At 74.5% G+C, this 16996-nt stretch carries 17 protein-coding genes; 7 read left to right on the top strand and 10 right to left on the bottom strand.

Annotation, left to right across the window (positions count from 1 at the left end; genetic code table 11):
- Window positions 1–58: 58 nt before the first annotated feature.
- The gene (locus ACFQ6N_RS08800) at window positions 59–931 is read left to right on the top strand and encodes an alpha/beta fold hydrolase (protein ID WP_380647869.1); all 873 of its coding nucleotides are present in this window, start codon (window positions 59–61) and stop codon (window positions 929–931) included.
- A 170-nt stretch (window positions 932–1101) separates the two neighbouring features.
- On the opposite strand, the gene ACFQ6N_RS08795 is transcribed toward ACFQ6N_RS08800, so the two are convergent.
- On the bottom strand, window positions 1102–1761 hold the full coding sequence (locus ACFQ6N_RS08795; RefSeq protein WP_380647868.1) for a hypothetical protein: 660 nt from the start codon (window positions 1759–1761) through the stop codon (window positions 1102–1104).
- Between the two features lie 100 nt (window positions 1762–1861).
- Here ACFQ6N_RS08795 and ACFQ6N_RS08790 point away from each other — a divergent pair, with 100 nt between their 5' ends.
- On the top strand, window positions 1862–2524 hold the full coding sequence (locus tag ACFQ6N_RS08790; RefSeq protein WP_380647867.1) for a TetR/AcrR family transcriptional regulator: 663 nt from the start codon (window positions 1862–1864) through the stop codon (window positions 2522–2524).
- Between the two features lie 37 nt (window positions 2525–2561).
- On the opposite strand, the gene ACFQ6N_RS08785 is transcribed toward ACFQ6N_RS08790, so the two are convergent.
- Window positions 2562–3404, bottom strand: a complete 843-nt coding sequence (locus tag ACFQ6N_RS08785; protein ID WP_380647866.1) for a hypothetical protein — start codon at window positions 3402–3404, stop codon at window positions 2562–2564.
- Window positions 3405–3842: 438 nt separating this feature from the next.
- On the opposite strand from ACFQ6N_RS08785, the gene ACFQ6N_RS08780 reads away from it, so the two are divergent.
- The gene (locus ACFQ6N_RS08780) at window positions 3843–6344 is read left to right on the top strand and encodes a helicase C-terminal domain-containing protein (RefSeq protein WP_380647865.1); all 2502 of its coding nucleotides are present in this window, start codon (window positions 3843–3845) and stop codon (window positions 6342–6344) included.
- A 53-nt stretch (window positions 6345–6397) separates the two neighbouring features.
- On the opposite strand, the gene ACFQ6N_RS08775 is transcribed toward ACFQ6N_RS08780, so the two are convergent.
- Window positions 6398–6649, bottom strand: a complete 252-nt coding sequence (locus tag ACFQ6N_RS08775) for a hypothetical protein (RefSeq protein WP_380647864.1) — start codon at window positions 6647–6649, stop codon at window positions 6398–6400.
- A 110-nt stretch (window positions 6650–6759) separates the two neighbouring features.
- Here ACFQ6N_RS08775 and ACFQ6N_RS08770 point away from each other — a divergent pair, with 110 nt between their 5' ends.
- Both ACFQ6N_RS08770 and ACFQ6N_RS08765 read left to right on the top strand, forming a co-directional pair.
- The gene (locus ACFQ6N_RS08770; protein ID WP_380647863.1) at window positions 6760–7167 is read left to right on the top strand and encodes a hypothetical protein; all 408 of its coding nucleotides are present in this window, start codon (window positions 6760–6762) and stop codon (window positions 7165–7167) included.
- A gap of 139 nt (window positions 7168–7306) precedes the next feature.
- On the top strand, window positions 7307–8944 hold the full coding sequence (locus tag ACFQ6N_RS08765; RefSeq protein ID WP_380647862.1) for a DNA repair helicase XPB: 1638 nt from the start codon (window positions 7307–7309) through the stop codon (window positions 8942–8944).
- Between the two features lie 18 nt (window positions 8945–8962).
- Here the strand turns inward: ACFQ6N_RS08765 and ACFQ6N_RS08760 are convergent, their stop codons facing one another.
- Complete coding sequence (locus ACFQ6N_RS08760) at window positions 8963–9124, bottom strand: hypothetical protein (RefSeq protein WP_380647861.1); 162 nt, start codon at window positions 9122–9124, stop codon at window positions 8963–8965.
- Window positions 9125–9458: 334 nt separating this feature from the next.
- On the opposite strand from ACFQ6N_RS08760, the gene ACFQ6N_RS08755 reads away from it, so the two are divergent.
- Window positions 9459–11516 (top strand): HelD family protein, encoded by a 2058-nt coding sequence (locus tag ACFQ6N_RS08755; protein ID WP_380647860.1) that lies wholly within the window; start codon window positions 9459–9461, stop codon window positions 11514–11516.
- 54 nt (window positions 11517–11570) lie between these two features.
- On the opposite strand, the gene ACFQ6N_RS08750 is transcribed toward ACFQ6N_RS08755, so the two are convergent.
- The 3 genes from ACFQ6N_RS08750 to ACFQ6N_RS08740 all read right to left on the bottom strand — a co-directional run bounded on the left by ACFQ6N_RS08750 (window position 11571) and on the right by ACFQ6N_RS08740 (window position 13696).
- The gene (locus tag ACFQ6N_RS08750; protein ID WP_380647859.1) at window positions 11571–12257 is read right to left on the bottom strand and encodes a copper homeostasis protein CutC; all 687 of its coding nucleotides are present in this window, start codon (window positions 12255–12257) and stop codon (window positions 11571–11573) included.
- 102 nt (window positions 12258–12359) lie between these two features.
- Window positions 12360–13316, bottom strand: coding sequence for a hypothetical protein (locus tag ACFQ6N_RS08745; RefSeq protein ID WP_380647857.1), 957 nt, complete (start codon window positions 13314–13316; stop codon window positions 12360–12362).
- Window positions 13313–13696: a PadR family transcriptional regulator gene (locus tag ACFQ6N_RS08740; protein WP_380647856.1), complete on the bottom strand. Its 384-nt coding sequence runs from the start codon at window positions 13694–13696 to the stop codon at window positions 13313–13315. Before ACFQ6N_RS08740 ends, ACFQ6N_RS08745 begins: the two co-directional genes overlap by 4 nt.
- A gap of 66 nt (window positions 13697–13762) precedes the next feature.
- On the opposite strand from ACFQ6N_RS08740, the gene ACFQ6N_RS08735 reads away from it, so the two are divergent.
- Complete coding sequence (locus tag ACFQ6N_RS08735; RefSeq protein WP_380647855.1) at window positions 13763–14524, top strand: hypothetical protein; 762 nt, start codon at window positions 13763–13765, stop codon at window positions 14522–14524.
- Between the two features lie 6 nt (window positions 14525–14530).
- Here ACFQ6N_RS08735 and ACFQ6N_RS08730 read toward each other — a convergent pair whose 3' ends face one another.
- The 3 genes from ACFQ6N_RS08730 to groL form a co-directional block, all read right to left on the bottom strand.
- Complete coding sequence (locus tag ACFQ6N_RS08730; protein WP_380647854.1) at window positions 14531–14704, bottom strand: hypothetical protein; 174 nt, start codon at window positions 14702–14704, stop codon at window positions 14531–14533.
- A 118-nt stretch (window positions 14705–14822) separates the two neighbouring features.
- Entirely contained in the window at window positions 14823–15179 is a 357-nt protein-coding gene (locus ACFQ6N_RS08725) for a hypothetical protein (protein ID WP_380647853.1), read from the bottom strand.
- A gap of 144 nt (window positions 15180–15323) precedes the next feature.
- On the bottom strand, window positions 15324–16946 hold the full coding sequence (groL, locus tag ACFQ6N_RS08720; protein WP_063348228.1) for a chaperonin GroEL: 1623 nt from the start codon (window positions 16944–16946) through the stop codon (window positions 15324–15326).
- Window positions 16947–16996: the final 50 nt, after the last annotated feature.

The raw sequence follows: 16996 nt of genomic DNA, 5'->3' as shown, positions 1-16996 counted from the left end.
GCCGTCGGGGCCCGCTTTGCTTGGTACACCCGTATCATGCATGTGATACACATGTACCATGCGAATCAGCGAGTTCAAGAACGGCAAGGCCGAAGCCCGCTACCGCACCGCCTACGAGCGCGCCCTGACCGAACTCTGGCGCGGGCCCCGGACGCCGCTCGACGTCCCCACCGGCTTCGGCACCACCCGCGTCTACCGCACCGGCCGCACCGAGGGGACGCCGATCGTCCTGCTGCCCGGCTCGGGCGGCAACGCGCTGATGTGGCACCGCTACCTCGACGCCCTCGCCGCACGGCACCCCGTCATCGCCGTCGACACCGTCGGCGAGCCCGGCGCCAGCGTGCAGAGCGCGCCCGTCCGGAACGGCCGCGACGCCGCCGCCTGGCTGGAGGAACTCCTCACCGCCCTCGACCTGCCGTCCGCCCACCTGGTCGGCTGCTCCTACGGCGGCTGGATCGCCCTCAACCACCGGATCCACCACCCCGGCCGGACCGCCACCCTCACCCTGGTCGACCCGGCCGGCCTGGCCGACCCCGGCCGCCGCTTCTACACCTGGCTCATCACCGGCGGCCTCGCCGCCCTGGCCCCGCGCCCGCTCCGGCCCCGGCTCGCCAGACTGGTCCGCAACAGCGCCATCCTGGAGACCGAGCTGATGGCGCTGATCCGCGCCTCGATGGGCTTCCGCCGCCGCCTGCCCCTGGCCACCACCCTCACCGACGAGGAACTCGGCCGCATCGACGCCCCCGCCCTCTTCCTCCTCGGCGAGCACAGCGCCCTGCACGACGCCCCCGCCGTCGCGGCCCGGCTGCACCGCCTCGCCCCGGCCGCCCGGGTCGACCTCGTCCCCGGCACCGGACACGCCCTCCCGACCGACGACCCCGCCACCGTGACCGCCGGAATCCTCACCATGGCGGACCGGCCGGCCGGATGAACGGGGCCCGACCGCGATCGCCCGGCCCGGAAACGCCACGGCGGCCCCGGGGCTCTCACCCCGGGACCGCCGCCGCACCCCGGTCAGGCACCGGTCGGCCGAACCCGGATCAGGCACCGGCCGGCCGCCCCACCCTGGCCAGGCACCGGGCGGCCGCCGCACCACCCTGGTCAGGCGCAGGCCGCCCGCACCACCCGGCGGCGGACCGCCCAGACCGCCCCGCCCAGCGCGAAGCCGTACACCGAGACGAGTCCGTGGCCGTTCTCCTGGGCCAGCCACATCGCGAGGCCCAGCGCCGGGACGCCGGCCGCCAGGGCGAGCTCCTTGGGGAGGCGGGTGCGGGTGAGGAAGGCGAGCGCGAGGGTGGCACCGAGGAAGTAGGTGGCGCCGGAGCTCCCGGCGAAGTTGCGCGGGTCGGCGCCGGGGCCGCCGCCGAAGCCGAGCAGGGTGTCGATCCGGCCGGGCAGGAGGACGCCGGCGAGGAAGAAGCCGAGGGTGAGCGGGCCGCCCCAGTACCAGTGGGCGAGGGCGGCGACGGCGGCGAGGGTGACGAGGTTCCACAGGCCGCCGAAGAGGCCGCCGTTCTGCATGAACACCGAGGTGGACTCGCGCCACCAGCCGGACTTGGCGGGGTCCGCGTCGAGCGCGTCCATGGCACCGGACCAGGCCAGCTGGAGCAGCACGCCGCCGACGGCCAGGGCGGTGAGCACGATCGCCGCCCACGGGAGCGGCCGGCTCCGCAGGGTGTCCCGGCCGACCACGCCGAGCCCGCAGTTGACCATCATGACCATCAGCGCGGCCGTGGTCACGTTGAACAGGATCGCCCCCATCGCCCTCCCCCTTCGTCTTTCCAACACCGTTCGAAAACCGGGCAGGGCACAAGCTAGCACAGATTCGAACAGTGTTGGAAAATCGGATACGGTGAACCGCATGAAGCTCACCAAGGAGCGCATCGTCGATGCGGGCATGGCCGTCTTCGCCGAGGTCGGCTACCAGAACCTGTCCATGCGCCAGGTCGCCGACCGCCTCGACGCCCATGCGGGCAGCCTCTACTACCACGTGCGCGGCAAGGACGAACTGCTCGCCCTGATGGCCGACCGGGTCTGCCGCCAGGCCTACGACGCGGGCACCCGGACCCTGGACGCCCTCCCCGCCGGCGCCACCTGGCAGGACCGCGTCGAGGCCCAGGCCGTCGCCCTGCGCCTGAGCATCAGACAGCACCCCGGCGGCGCCCAGCTCCTCGCCGAAAGCCCCGGCACGCTCAGCCCCGGCGGGCTCTCCCTGATGGAGCGGCTCCTCCGCACCCTCCTCGACGCCGGCCTGCCCGCCGACTCCTGCGGCATCGCCGCCGACACCCTGCTCAGCCACACCACCGGATTCGTGCTCCAGGAGCAGAACCAGCCGACCGCGCCCCCGACGCTCGACCTGGAGCAGTACAACGCGCTACGCGAACGGTTCCCGCTGGTCATGGGCGAGCTGATCCCACGGATCGGCCAGGACGAGAAGTTCCACCGCAGCGTCCGCCTGCTCTGCGCCGGCTTCGCCGCACCCCCGCCCGAGCCCGCACCCGGGCCGCAGCCCCGGACCACCTGAACCGCTCCGCCCGCCGCGGCCCCACCGCGGCCCCGCCTCAGCCCTGCTGCGGGGGGCGGCGGCGCATGGCGAGCAGCAGCAGGACCACTGCGGAGATCACCGCCGCCAGCCGGAGCACATTGGGGGCCGAGGACCAGCTGATCTGCCCCAACGGGGAGCCCGACTGGAGGCCGCCGCCACCCTGGGCGCCGCCCTGCTTGGCCTGCTGCATCGCGTACAGGGTGCTCGCGCTCATGGTGATCAGCGGGATCCCGAGGATCACGAACTTCCGTGTCAGGTCGGAGAGTTGACGGGACAGGTAGCCGAGGCCCCAACCCGCCAGCATGACCGGGAAGATGCCCGTCACGGCGCCGCCGACCAGCAGCAGGCTGGAGAGCACGATCAGCGGGGACGGCTTGCGGCCCTCCGCGGCCGGGGCCGGCGCCGCGCCCTTCCCCGCCGCCTTCGCGGCCTTCGCCGCGGCCCTTCCCGCGCGCTTCCCCCCGGCCTTCCCCCCGGCGCCCGGCGCGGTGGGCACCGCACCCGCCGCCGGAGCACCCGGGACCCCCGGGGCTCCCGGAGCCGCCGGAGCCGCCGCGCCCTGGGGCATCAGCAGCTTCCTCAGCATCCCCGGCGCCTTCGCACCCGCCCCCGGCGGCGCCGCCTCCACGGCGGGCGCGGCGGCCTGCCCGGCCCCCTCGTCGGCGCGCTGCTCGGGGATCGGCTTCGGCGCGGGCTCCGGCCCGTCCGAGAAGTCGAACACCGTCATGGTCCACGGGCCGGTGCTGCTCACCGTCGGCGGCGGGATCGCGGACGCCCGCCGCTCGGCGTCGACGGCGTCCCGGGGGTTCAGCGGAACGGACGGGATCCCGCCCGCGCTCGGCGCCGGCGGGTCGTACACGCTGTCAGGATCCGCGGCGGGCCCGGACGGCACACCGGGCCCGGACGGCACACCAGGCCCGAACGGCGCAGCGTACGCGGGAGGCACTGCGGGCGCGGGAGGCACGGACGGGGCGCCCGAAGCACCCTGCGCGCCACCCCCCTGCCCGGCGCCGTCGTCGACGCCGCCCGAGCGCTCGCTCCACGGCCCGCTCTTGCGCCACCACTCGCCGTCCGTCATCACCGACACCCCGCCTCGCCCGCGCCGTCCGCCGAGAATGCGACGACCGCCCACCGAACCGCCCTCGGCGTGACGCTACCCACCCCGCCCCCGCCCACGCGAGTCCGGCGCCCCAGGACGGCCCAGGCCGAGCGCCACCGGGCGGGCGCCGGGCACCGGCCGGGGCGGAGCCGTACGACGGACACCCCGCCGTCCGCCCGCGCGACTAACCTAGGTCGAATGACCACACAGCAGGGCCACCAACGCCGGGGCAGGTCCACCACCGGCCCGCGCACCCTCGCCGAGGAGCTGCGCGCCCGTCCCGACGACGCGCTCGCCGCCCTGCTCCGCTCCCGCCCCGACCTGCTGAACCCCGTCCCCGGCGACCTGACCCAGCTGTCCGCCCGGCTCTCCTCGCGCGCCTCCGCGCTGCGCGCCCTGGAACGGCTCGACCGGTTCACCCTCCAGGCCGCCGAAGCCCTGGCCACCGCCCCGGACGGCACCTCGGTGAGCACCGTCCGCTCCCTGCTGACCGGTCCGGCCAAGGTCAAGCCGCACCCCGGCGCGACCCCGCTCACCCCGGCCGACCGGGCCGCCGTCGCCGCCGCCCTGCCCCGCGCCGTCGCCACCCTGCGAGACCGGGCCCTGCTCTGGGGCCCGGACAACGGCCTGCGGCTGGTCCTCGCCGTCCGCGAGGCCCTCGCCCCGACCGCCGCCAACCCCGGCCGCACCGGCCTCGGCCCGACCCTCGCCGACGCCACCGTCGGCATGTCCCCGGCCCGGCTGCAGCAACTTCTCGCCTCCGCCGGGCAGCCCGCCACCCCCGACCCGGTGTCCGCCGTCGCCGCGCTCACCGCGCTGCTCACCGACCGCGCCCGCTGCACCGCGCTGCTCGACACCGCACCCGAGCCCGCACTGCGGCTGCTGGAGCGGCTGGTCTGGGGCCCGCCCACCGGCACCGTCCCGGACGCCGCCCGCCCGGTCACCGCCGAGGACGCGCAGAGCCCCGTCGAATGGCTGCTCGCCCGCGGCCTGCTGCTGCCCACCAGCCCCGGCAGCGTCGTCCTGCCCCGCGAGCTCGCCCTGCACCTGCGCGGCGGCCGCACCCACCGCACCGTCGAGCCGGTCCAGCCCGAGCCGGTGCCCGCCGCCGCCCCGCGCGATCCACAGGCTGTGGACAGCGCCGCGGCCGGACAGGCCCACACCGCCGTCAAGACCGTCGAGGAACTGCTGGACGGCTGGGGCCTCACCCCGCCGCTCACCCTGCGCGCCGGCGGCCTCGGCGTCCGCGACCTCAAGCGCGCCGCCCAGGCCCTGGAGAGCACCGAGCAGCAGACCGCCTTCTGGCTCGAACTCGCCTACACCGCGGGCCTGCTGGCCCCCGACGGCGAAGTGGACGAACGCTGGGCGCCCACCCCCGGGTACGACGCCTGGCTCCAGCTGGACACCGCCGAGCGCTGGTCCGTCCTCGCCACCGCCTGGCTCGCCGCCACCCGCGTCCCCGCCCTCGCCGGCACCCCGGACGGCAAGGGCAAGTCACGGGCGGCGCTCGGCCCCGAACTCGACCGCACCCTCGCCCCGTCCGTCCGCCGCGCCGCCCTCGCGCTGCTCGCCGAGCTCCCGCCCGGCACCCCTGCCACCGCCGACGAACTGCTCCCCACCCTGCGCTGGCAGCGCCCGCTGCGCGGCGGCCCGACCGGCCCGGACGGCCGCGAACTGCGCGACGACCTCACCACCTGGACCCTCGACGAGGCCGAACTCCTCGGCGTCACCGGCCGCGGCGCCCTCGCCGCGCCCGCCCGCGCCCTGCTCACCGCCGAGGCGAACCCGGCCACGGTGCTCGCCCCGCTGCTCCCGCAGCCGCTCGACCACGTGATCCTCCAGCCGGACCTCACCGCGGTCGCCCCCGGCCCGCTGCTCACCCCGCTCGCCCACGCGCTCGCGCTCTGCGCCGACATCGAGTCCAAGGGCGGCGCCACCGTCTACCGGTTCACCCCGGTGTCCGTGCGCCGCGCCCTCGACGCCGGACGCACCGCCGCCGACCTGCGGGCCTTCCTGGAGCAGCACAGCCGTACGCCCGTCCCGCAGCCGCTCGCGTACCTGATCGACGACGTCGCCCGCCGGCACGGCATCCTGCGGGTCGGCGCCGCCTCCTCCTACCTGCGCTGCGACGACCCGTCCCTGCTGAACGAGGTGCTCGCCGACCGGCGCTCCGCCGACCTGCGGCTGCGCCTGCTCGCCCCCACCGTCCTCGCCTCCCAGGCCGCCCCGGACGTCCTGCTCGCCACCCTGCGCACCATGGGTTACGCGCCGGCCGCCGAATCCGCCGAGGGCGACGTCCTGATCACCCGCCCGGACAGCCACCGCACCCCGCCCCGAACGGCACCCGTGCCCGTCCCCGACGGCCCGCCCGCCCCGGACGACACCCTCCTCGCGGCCGCCATCAAGGCCATCCGGGCCGGCGACCGCGCCGCCACCGCCACCCGCCGCGAACCCTCCGCCGACCGGCGCCACCTGCCCCGCACCGCCGCGGCCGAGACCCTGGCCGCCCTCCAGACGGCCGTCCTGCTCGGCGAGCGGATGTGGATCGGCTACCTCAACGCGGAGGGCATCGCCAGCCAGCGCATCATCGACCCGGTCAAGGTCGAAGGCGGCTTCGTCACCGCCTTCGACCACCACGCCGACGAACTCCGCACCTTCGCCCTCCACCGCATCACCGGCGTCGCCGAACTCGACGAGTAGCCCCGGCGGCCGACCACGACGGGGAGCGGACGACGGGGAAGGGCGACGGCGCGTCAGTGCCCCTGCGAGTCCTTCATCTTCTCCTTGATCGCCTTGTCCGCCATGCTGCCGATCTCCCCCTGCCCGACCGGCAGCGAGCCCGCGCCGACCTGCTCGGCCAGCAGGAACCCGGGCGCCGCGAGCAGGCCGCCGGGCCCCTCGCCGATGCCCGCGAGGGCGTGGGCCGAACCGGCCGAGGAGGCGGTGGCGGCGAAGGCCGTGCCCATCAGGGCGAGGGCGGTGAGAACACGCTTCGACTTCTTCATGACCGGCTCAACGAGCGAGTACGCACTGTGGTCACTCGAAGCAATTGACGGGGCGCCCCCGAGCGGCGTACTCCGGGAACAGGGGGGTTCCCGACAAGGAGGCACCCACCATGCTCGGCGATCGGATAGCGGAGCTCACCACCACCGAGACCGGCCGGCGCGTGCTGGCCACCGTCGAGGGCCTGCACCCCGCCGTGGAGGTGTCGATGACCGGCACCGGCCAGGTGCTCGGCACCCCGGTCCGCGAGTTCGCCACCTACGAGTCCGAGCTGCGGCCCGACGGCTCGCTGTTCGGCGAGGGCCAGGGCGTCGGCATGAGCGAGAAGGGCGAGGCCTACAGCTGGCACGGCAGCGGCATCGGCCACTTCACCGGCGGCGGCGCCGTCAGCTGGCGCGGCACCATCTTCTTCGAGAGCTCGGCCGACACCTTCCTGCGCCTCAACGACGTCGTCGCGCTCTTCGAGTTCGACAACGATCCGCAGGGCTCCGGCCGGGCCGTCCTCTACGAGTGGAAGTAGCCCCCGGAAACCGGCCGCCGGAAACCGGCCGCCCGAAACTCCGGCCGCCCGAAACCGGCCGCCCACGTTCACGGCGGAATGCGCGACACTGGAGGGTCTGCGTCAAACCACCCTGTCAGCCAGTGGAGGGCTCCCCCGCGTGAACGACGGACCGCTGATCGTCCAGAGCGACAAAACTCTCCTCCTGGAGATCGACCACCCCAGGGCCTCCGACTGCCGCCGCGCCATCGCGCCGTTCGCCGAGCTGGAGCGGGCCCCCGAGCACGTGCACACGTACCGGGTGACCCCGCTCGGCCTGTGGAACGCGCGGGCGGCCGGGCACGACGCCGAGCAGGTCGTGGACGCCCTGGTCACCTACTCGCGCTACCCGGTGCCGCACGCCCTGCTGGTCGACGTGGCCGACACCATGGGCCGGTACGGGCGGCTGAAGCTGCTCAAGCACCCGACCCACGGGCTGGTGCTCACCACCACCGACCGGCCGGTACTGGAGGAGGTGCTGCGCTCCAAGAAGATCGCCCCGCTGGTCGGCGCCCGGACCGACCCGGACACCGTCGTGGTGCACCCCTCCGAGCGCGGCCAGATCAAGCAGGTGCTGCTCAAGCTGGGCTGGCCCGCCGAGGACTTCGCCGGGTACGTCGACGGCGAGGCGCACCCGATCGACCTCGACGAGGACGGCTGGCAGCTGCGCCCGTACCAGGCCCAGGCCGTCGAGGGCTTCTGGCACGGCGGCTCCGGCGTCGTGGTGCTGCCCTGCGGCGCCGGCAAGACGCTGGTCGGCGCCGCGGCGATGGCGCACGCCAAGTCGACCACGCTGATCCTCGTCACCAACACCGTCTCGGCCCGCCAGTGGAAGCACGAGCTGGTCAAGCGCACCTCGCTCACCGAGGAGGAGGTCGGCGAGTACAGCGGGACGAAGAAGGAGATCCGCCCGGTCACCATCGCCACCTACCAGGTGATGACCACCAAGCGGAAGGGCGTCTACGCGCACCTGGAGCTGTTCGACGCCCGCAACTGGGGCCTGGTGGTGTACGACGAGGTGCATCTGCTGCCCGCCCCGGTGTTCAAGTTCACCGCCGACCTCCAGGCCCGCCGCCGCCTCGGCCTGACCGCGACGCTGGTGCGCGAGGACGGCCGCGAGGGCGACGTGTTCAGCCTGATCGGCCCCAAGCGCTTCGACGCGCCGTGGAAGGAGATCGAGGCGCAGGGCTACATCGCGCCCGCCGACTGCTGCGAGGTGCGGGTCACCCTGTCCGACTCCGAGCGGCTCGCCTACGCGACCGCCGAGCCGGAGGAGCGCTACCGCTACTGCGCCACCACGGCGACCAAGCGGCGGGTGGTGGAGGCGCTGGTCAGGAAGCACGAGAAGGACCAGACGCTGATCATCGGCCAGTACATCGACCAGCTGGACGAGCTCGGGGAGGTCCTGGACGCCCCGGTGATCAAGGGCGAGACCAGCAACGCCCAGCGCGAGAAGCTCTTCGAGGCCTTCCGGAACAAGGAGATCAGCGTCCTGGTGGTCTCCAAGGTCGCGAACTTCTCGATCGACCTGCCCGAGGCCACGGTGGCCATCCAGGTCTCCGGGACCTTCGGCTCCCGCCAGGAGGAGGCCCAGCGGCTCGGCCGGGTGCTGCGCCCCAAGGCGGACGGCCACTCGGCGCACTTCTACTCGGTGGTCGCCCGCGACACCGTGGACCAGGACTTCGCCGCCCACCGGCAGCGCTTCCTGGCCGAGCAGGGCTACGCGTACCGGATCATCGACGCGGACGACGTGGAGTAGCCGGGGAGCCCCGACGGCTCAGTAGCGGACACCGTCGCGCCCGAGGAAGATCACGCGCGCGGCGGTGTCCAGGGCGATGCCGACGTTGCGGACGGCGGTGCTCAGCGGGTTGCGGTGGCGCCCGGCGACGGCGGTGGCGCCGGCCGGACCGGTACGGGGGGTGCGGTTCTGGGTGCTCATGTCTTCAACGGTAGGCACCCGAGCGGCCGCGGGCATCACTCCAAAGGCCGTATCCGCCGGGACGGGAGTCGTCCTCCGGGTGTACCGACGACCCCGGACGGGGTAGGGCGAACCCCGAGACCGCACCCCACCCCGACCCTGACCTGCGGCGCTGGAACCCCGGGACGGACAGGTCTAAGATCGTCCGTCTGCCCCCTCCCGAACCGTGGTACCTGCTGAAGTCCCGCAGGCAGCCGGGGGAGGCGCCGACCGCACGGCAACCGGCCGGCTGTACCCCACCGTGAGCTCCATCGATCCGCTGCGCCCGCCACCGGGGCAGCCGGGAAGGTTCGCCGTGCCCGCCACCCCCACCACCGACCCCCTCCGGCGCGAACGCGAACACCTCGCCGAGTCCCGGGCCGCACTGCGAGCGATGCGCGAGGACGTCGAGTCGCTCGACCTGCGGGACGTGACCGGCACCTGGGTGTCCGCCGTCGTCCTGCACAACCAGATCGAGGCCAGGATCGCCGCCCTGGCCGATCTCTCCCACACCCCGCTCTTCTTCGGCCGCCTCGACTACCTGCACCCGATCAGCGAGGAACTGTCCGAGGGCGGCGGCGGGGAGAACTTCTACATCGGCCGCCGCCACGTGCACGACGCCGACGGCGACCCGATGGTGATCGACTGGCGCGCGCCGGTCTCCCAGCCGTTCTACCGGGCCACCCGCACCGAGCCGATGGACGTCGAGCGCCGCCGCCGCTTCGGGTACACCGGCGGCGAACTCACCGCCTACGAGGACGAGCACCTCACCGACCCCGCGGAGGCCGACACCGCCTCCGCCCTGCTCGCCGCCGAGATCGAGAAGCCCCGCGTCGGCCCGATGCGCGACATCGTCGCCACCATCCAGCCCGAGCAGGACGAGATCGTCCGCTCCGACGTCACGGGCACCATCTGCGTCCAGGGGGCGCCGGGCACCGGGAAGACGGCCGTCGGCCTGCACCGCGTCGCGTACCTGCTGTACGCGCACCGCGAGCGGCTGGCCCGGACCGGCACCCTGGTGATCGGCCCGAACAACGCCTTCCTCTCCTACATCGAGCAGGTGCTCCCGGCGCTCGGCGAACTGGACGTCGCCCAGGCCACCGTGCAGCAGCTGGTCGGCCACGTCGAGGTCCGGGGCGAGGACACCCCGGAGTCGGCCCGGCTGAAGGGCGACGCCCGGATGGCCGAGGTGCTGCGCCGCGCCGTCCGGGCGGGCATCACCCTGCCCACCGAGCCCTGCGTGGTGGTCCGGGGCTCCCGCCGCTGGCGCGTCCCGGTGCACGAGCTCGTCGCGATCATCGAGGAGCTGAAGGGCCGCGAGGTCCGCTACGGCGCGGCCAGGGACGCCCTGCCGCAGCGCATCGCCCACACCGTGCTGCTGAAGATGGAGCAGGGCGGCGAGGCCCCGGACGACCGGGTGCAGGACGCGGTCGCCCGCACCACGGCGGTCAAGGCGGTGGCCAAGGAGTGCTGGCCCGCCGTCGACCCGGCGAAGCTGGTGCTGCGGCTGCTCTCCGACCCCGGGTTCCTGGCCGACTGCGCCGAGGGCGTGCTGACGCCCGAGGAGCAGCGGGCGGTGCTGTGGCCCAAGCCGGGCCGCTCGGTGAAGACCGCCCGCTGGACCCAGGCCGACGCCGTCCTGGTCGACGAGGCGACGGACCTGGTGCAGCGCACGCCCTCGCTCGGCCACGTGGTGCTGGACGAGGCCCAGGACCTCTCCCCGATGCAGTACCGCGCGGTCGGCCGCCGCTGCACCACCGGCTCGGCGACCGTCCTCGGCGACCTCGCCCAGGGCACCACCCCGTGGGCGACGGCCAGCTGGCCGGAGGCGCTGCGCCACTTGGGCAAGCCGGAGGCGCACATCGAGGAGCTGACCAAGGGCTTCCGGGTGCCGGAGGAGGTCATCGCGTACGCCTCCCGGCTGCTCCCGGCGATCGCCCCGGGCCTGGCCCCGGCCACCTCCGTCCGCGAGATGCCCGGCTCGCTGGCGATCCGCCGGATCGACGGGGAGCCCGCGGAGGCGGCGGCCGCGGTGGTCGCGGCCTGCCGGGAGGCGCTGGAGCACGAGGGCTCGACCGGCCTGATCGCCGCCGACGCCCGGATCCCGCTGTTCGCCGAGGCCCTGGCGGCGGCCGGCCTGCCGTACCTCTCCCCCGGTACCGAGACCAGCGCCGAGGCCCGGCTCACCCTCGTCCCGGCCTCGCTGGCCAAGGGCCTGGAGTACGACTACGTGGTGCTGGACGAGCCGGCCGCGGTGATCGCCGGGGAGCCGGACGAGCGGACCGGCCTGCGGCGGCTGTACGTGGCGCTGACCCGTGCCGTCTCCGGGCTGACCATGCTGCACAGCGAGCCGCTGCCCGAGCAGCTGCGCTAGGGAACACGGAGGCCGGTCCCGCGACTGCGGGACCGGCCTCCGTGGAGAGCGCGCTCAGGCGTCGATCAGCGCCCGCCACTCGGCGACCTTGTCGGCGTCCACCGGCGTCAGCCAGCCGTCGGCCCGCACCGCGCCGCCGACGTGGAAGGCGTCGAAGCCCTCGGCCCGCAGCTCCTTGAGGTGCTCGGCCCGCAGGCCGCCGCCGATCAGGATCCGCTGACGGTAGCCGGGCTCGCCGGCCCGGGCCAGCTCGGCCGACAGCACCTCGCGCCCGGCGTCCACCCCGGCGGCCGACCCCGAGGTGAGGAAGGTGTCCAGGCCGGGCAGCCCGGCGAGGGCGGCCCGCAGGGCGGCCCGGTCGGCGCTGTGGTCGATCGCCCGGTGGAAGGTCCAGCGGCAGCCGGCCACCGCCTCGGCGACGGCTGCGGTGGCGGCCAGGTCGACGGCGCCGTCGGCGTCGAGGAAGCCGAACACGAACTCCTCGGCGCCCTCGGCCCGCAGCCCGGCGGCCCGGGCGCGCAGCCCGTCGAGGTCGCCGGGGGTGAAGCCGTCCCGGATCCGGAGCATGACGCGCAGCGGGATGCCGACGGCGGCCCGGATCCGGGCGAAGTCCTCGACCGACGGGGTGAGCCCGTCGGCGGCCATGTCGGTGACCAGTTCGAGCCGGTCGGCGCCGCCCGACTCGGCGGCCTGGGCGTCCTGGGGCGTCAGCGCGATGACTTCGAGAATTGGTCTAGACATATCTGTAGGTTGCCACATCCGGCCGGGCCCGGCGAGACCGCACCCGGCCGGGTGCTCCGGCCGGAGCAACCCGCCCGGTCGGCCCGCCGGCCGGCCCGCCCGTCAGCCCGCCGCGCGGACCGCCGCGACCTCCCCCGGGCGGCCGAACCGCTGCACCGCCATCGCCACCAGCACCAGCAGGGCCACCGCCGGGCCCAGCACCGGCAGCACCACCGAGAGCCCGCCGGACCCGCGCCAGATGTTGAACAGGCAGCCGGGCCCGGCCAGGACCAGCATCGCCACCCCGGCCGCCATCGGCTCGACCCGCCCGCGCAGCCCGGCGAAGGTCAGCAGCAGCGGGACGACCAGCATCGCCACGAACCACGGCAGTTCCAGCGGGAAGGTGGTGTCGTCCCAGCTCTGCGCCGCCTCCAGCACCCCGCCGACGAGCCCCGAGGCCAGCACCAGGCCGCCGGTGCGCCAGGTCGTCCGGGGCAGCAGGTCGGTCGGCGCCGCGGCCAGCAGCAGCGCGGCCACCACCAGGGGCAGCGTGGCCATCCCGATGTAGCCGCTCCACCACACGTCGAAGTGGGAGGTCCAGGCGGCCCGCGCCAGCTCGAACAGCCCCCCGGCGCCCATGATCAGCGCGCTCCCCCGCACCGCCGTCCAGCGGCCCAGGATCGCCGCCACCACCAGCAGCGCGGCGGCCACCGGCTGGCAGAACTCCGAGAAGTAGGTGGCGTACGAGTGGTCCCAGGAGAGCCGGGTGGCGACCCGGTCCGCGGTGGTCAGCCAGGCCACCAGCGCGGCCCCGGCCACCGCCCCGGCGAGCATCGGCGCGACCAGCGCCAGCAGCCGTCCGGCCGCCGACCCGCCGGTCAGCCCGAGCCGCACCCGCAGCCCGTACACCGCCAGGCCGAGGACCTCCCGGGCGACCGCCAGGCGGCCGCCGGCCGCCGTCGTGTCGGCGAACACCTCGGCCAGTTCCTCGCCGCGCTCGCGGCGGTACCGCGCCGGGTAGAGCTGCAGCGCGGCCCGCAGCACCACGGAGGGCCCCGCGCCGATCATCGATGTGGTCATGAGAGTTCTCCCCCCGTCGCGGGCCGCGACTGCGGCCCGGTCCCGCCCGGCAGCATCGACCGGATCTTCGTCAGTCGGCGTTCGGCCTCGGTGGCCACCGCCCGCAGCCGCCCCGCCTCGGCGGCCAGCGCCTCCCGGCCGGCGCCGGTCAGCGCGTAGGTGCGCCGGGCCCGGCCGTCCACCACCTCTTCGGCGGCGACCTCGATCAGGCCCTGGCCCAGCAGCCGGTCGAGCGCGCCGTAGAGCGTGCCGGTACGCATCTTGACCCGGCCGTCGGAGATCGCGGCGACCTCCTGGATCAGGGCGTAGCCGTGTCTCGGGGCGTCGGCGAGCGCGGTGAGCAGCAGCAGGGTGGGCTCCTGCATGGAGCGTTCTGTCATACGACTACATATATCGTCAACCTACCTATAGGTCCAGCGACCGGCCGGGCCGACACAATGGTCGCCATGCCGACCACCGAGCACGACTCGCCCGCCACCGGGGCCCCCACGGCCACCGCCGGGGCCGCTCCGGCCGCCCCCGGAACCGCTCCCGGACCCGCCACCGGCACCGGAACCGCCACCGCCACCGGGGCCGGCACCGACACCGGGGCCGACCTGCTCGCCGCCTGGACCGCCCTGCTGCACCGCTGCGGGTCCGCCGACGACCCCGAACCGTACGGCCGGGAGCTGCTGCGCCGCTGGTCCGAACCGCAGCGCCGCTACCACACCCCCGCCCACCTGCACGCGGTCCTGCGGCACGTCGACGACCTCGCCGGGCACGCCGCCGACCCGGACACCGTCCGCCTCGCGGCCTGGTTCCACGACGCCGTCTACCGCCCCGACCGCACCGAGAACGAGGAGCGCAGCGCCGCCCTGGCGGTCCGCGCGCTGACCGCGGCCGGCCTGCCCGCCGCCCGGGTGGCCGAGGTCTCCCGGCTGGTCCTGCTCACCGTCACCCACGACCCCGCCCCCGGCGACCTCGACGGGGAGGTGCTGTGCGACGCGGACCTCGCCGTCCTCGGCGGCACCCCCGAGGAGTACGCGGCGTACGCGGCGGCCGTCCGGGAGGAGTACGGCTTCGTGCCCGAGCCGGACTTCCGGGCCGGGCGGGCCGCCGTCCTGCGCGGGCTGCTCGACCTGCCCGCGCTCTACCGCACCCCGGCCGCCCGCGCGCGCTTCACCGGGCCGGCCACGGCCAACCTGACCGCCGAGCTCGGCGGCCTCTGACGCCCGTCAGCGCCACCGGGCGGCGACCCGGTCCGCGGCGGCGATCCCCGCCATCACGGTCCACACCCGCCCCAGCACGGCCCACCAGGCACCCTGGTCGCCCCCCGACACCTCCACCACGGCCCACCACAGCCCGAGACCGCAGCACCCGCCCACCGCACCCCACACCCAGCGCTTCACCCCGGCACCGTACCGAGCCCCGGCCGCGCGGCGAACCCCGGCACCGTACCGAACCCCGGCCGCGCGGCGAACCCCGGTGCCGCAGCGATCAGGGCCGGAGCCGGGCACCGGAGCCCGGCTACCCGAGCTTCCCGACCGGTGCCACCACCGCGCCCTGCTTGCCGCACACCCAGTGCGGCTCCGGCCCCAGCTCGGGCTCCACGCCGAGCGCGTGCGGGTCCCCGTCGGCCGCGCACCCGGTGCACAGCGGCCAGCGCCCGTACGCCTCCAGCAGCGCGTCCTGGACGTCCTGGGCGACCAGTCCGAGCACGTACTCGGTGCCGTCCGGCCACTGCTCCAGCCACCAGCGGCGGTGCGTCACGGCCTGCTCCACCAGGGAGACCACGGCGGCGTCCGCCACGTCCCGTGCGGTGAGGTCGGCCAGGATCATTGCCCGCGCGTCGTGCAGGGCGGTCTCGATGTCGTCAACAGCCATCCGTCCATTGTCCGTCGACCCGCGGGAAGGGCGAAACGACGGCGCCCGCAGCGACGGCGCCCCGGAAACGCCGTGTGGGCGGCTCCCCGAAGGGAACCGCCCACACGGACGAGGATCAGCCGATCCGATCGCGAGCGATCAGGATCAGAAGTCCATGTCACCGCCCGGCATGCCGCCGCCGGCGGCCGCGGCGGCCTTCTCCGGCTTGTCGGCGATGACGGCCTCGGTGGTGAGGAACAGCGCCGCGATGGAGGCGGCGTTCTGCAGCGCGGAGCGGGTGACCTTGGCCGGGTCGATGATGCCCTCGGCGATCAGGTCGACGTAGGTGTTGGTCGCGGCGTTCAGGCCGTGGCCGGCGGGGAGGTTGCGCACCTTCTCCACCACGACGCCACCCTCGAGGCCGGCGTTGGTCGCGATCTGCTTGATCGGGGCCTCCAGCGCGACCTTGACGATGTTGGCACCGGTGGCCTCGTCGCCCTCCAGCTCCAGCTTGTCGAACGCGACCGAGGCCTGCAGCAGCGCGACGCCACCACCGGCGACGATGCCCTCCTCGACAGCGGCCTTGGCGTTGCGGACGGCGTCCTCGATGCGGTGCTTGCGCTCCTTGAGCTCCACCTCGGTGGCCGCGCCGGCCTTGATGACGGCGACGCCGCCGGCCAGCTTGGCGAGGCGCTCCTGGAGCTTCTCGCGGTCGTAGTCCGAGTCGCTGTTCTCGATCTCGGCGCGGATCTGGTTCACGCGGCCCGCGACCTGCTCGCTGTCGCCGCCACCGTCGACGATGGTCGTCTCGTCCTTGGTGATGACCACCTTGCGGGCGGTGCCCAGCAGGTCGATGCCGGCGTTCTCCAGCTTGAGGCCGACCTCCTCGGAGATCACGGTGCCACCGGTGAGGATGGCGATGTCGCCGAGCATGGCCTTGCGGCGGTCGCCGAAGCCCGGGGCCTTGACGGCGACGGACTTGAAGGTGCCGCGGATCTTGTTCACGACCAGGGTCGACAGGGCCTCGCCCTCGACGTCCTCGGCGATGATGACGAGCGGCTTGCCGCTCTGCATGACCTTCTCCAGCAGCGGGAGCAGGTCCTTGACCGAGCCGATCTTGGAGTTGGCGATGAGGATGTACGGGTCCTCGAACGTCGCCTCCATCCGCTCCAGGTCGGTGGCGAAGTAGGCGGAGATGTAGCCCTTGTCGAAGCGCATGCCCTCGGTGAGCTCGAGCTCCAGACCGAAGGTGTTGCTCTCCTCGACGGTGATGACGCCTTCCTTGCCGACCTTGTCCATGGCCTCGGCGATCAGCTCGCCGATCTGGGTGTCAGCGGCGGAGATGGAGGCGGTGGAGGCGATCTGCTCCTTGGTCTCCACGTCCTTGGCCTGCGCCAGCAGCTGGTCGGAGACGGCCGCGACGGCCTTCTCGATGCCGCGCTTCAGGGCCATCGGGTTGGCGCCGGCGGCGACGTTGCGCAGACCCTCGCGAACCAGGGCCTGGGCGAGCACGGTGGCGGTGGTGGTGCCGTCACCCGCGACGTCGTCCGTCTTCTTGGCGACCTCCTTGACGAGCTCCGCACCGATCTTCTCGTACGGGTCCTCGAGCTCGATCTCCTTGGCGATGGAGACACCGTCGTTGGTGATCGTGGGGGCGCCCCACTTCTTCTCCAGCACGACGTTGCGGCCCTTGGGGCCGAGCGTGACCTTCACGGCGTCGGCGAGCTGGTTCATGCCACGCTCAAGGCCGCGGCGAGCTTCCTCATCAAAGGCGATGATCTTGGCCATCAGAAGTGGTCCTCCGGGACACGGTCGACTGCTCGGACCAAGGGGTGCCC

This window comes from Kitasatospora sp. NPDC056446 (assembly GCF_042796115.1).
Taxonomy (GTDB): Bacteria; Actinomycetota; Actinomycetes; order Streptomycetales; family Streptomycetaceae; genus Kitasatospora.
Note: the sequence above shows the minus strand (reverse complement) of the source record. Positions and strands in the feature narration are given on the sequence as shown.